The sequence below is a fragment of the Burkholderia sp. KCJ3K979 genome (assembly GCF_016759955.1).
Classification (GTDB): domain Bacteria; phylum Pseudomonadota; class Gammaproteobacteria; order Burkholderiales; family Burkholderiaceae; genus Burkholderia; species Burkholderia orbicola.
Genome location: NZ_JACFYV010000515.1, coordinates 1 through 255, shown reverse-complemented (window position 1 = coordinate 255; position 255 = coordinate 1). Strand labels below are relative to the sequence as shown.

General features: G+C 54.9%; 1 rRNA gene. It reads left to right on the top strand.

What is annotated here, in order from left to right:
- A 16S ribosomal RNA gene (locus H3O04_RS36875) occupies positions 1-255 on the top strand; the annotation flags it as partial.

Sequence of the window (255 nt, the reverse complement as noted above, 5' to 3'; positions counted from 1 at the left end):
CGGGAGGCAGCAGTGGGGAATTTTGGACAATGGGCGAAAGCCTGATCCAGCAATGCCGCGTGTGTGAAGAAGGCCTTCGGGTTGTAAAGCACTTTTGTCCGGAAAGAAATCCTTGGCTCTAATACAGCCGGGGGATGACGGTACCGGAAGAATAAGCACCGGCTAACTACGTGCCAGCAGCCGCGGTAATACGTAGGGTGCGAGCGTTAATCGGAATTACTGGGCGTAAAGCGTGCGCAGGCGGTTTGCTAAGAC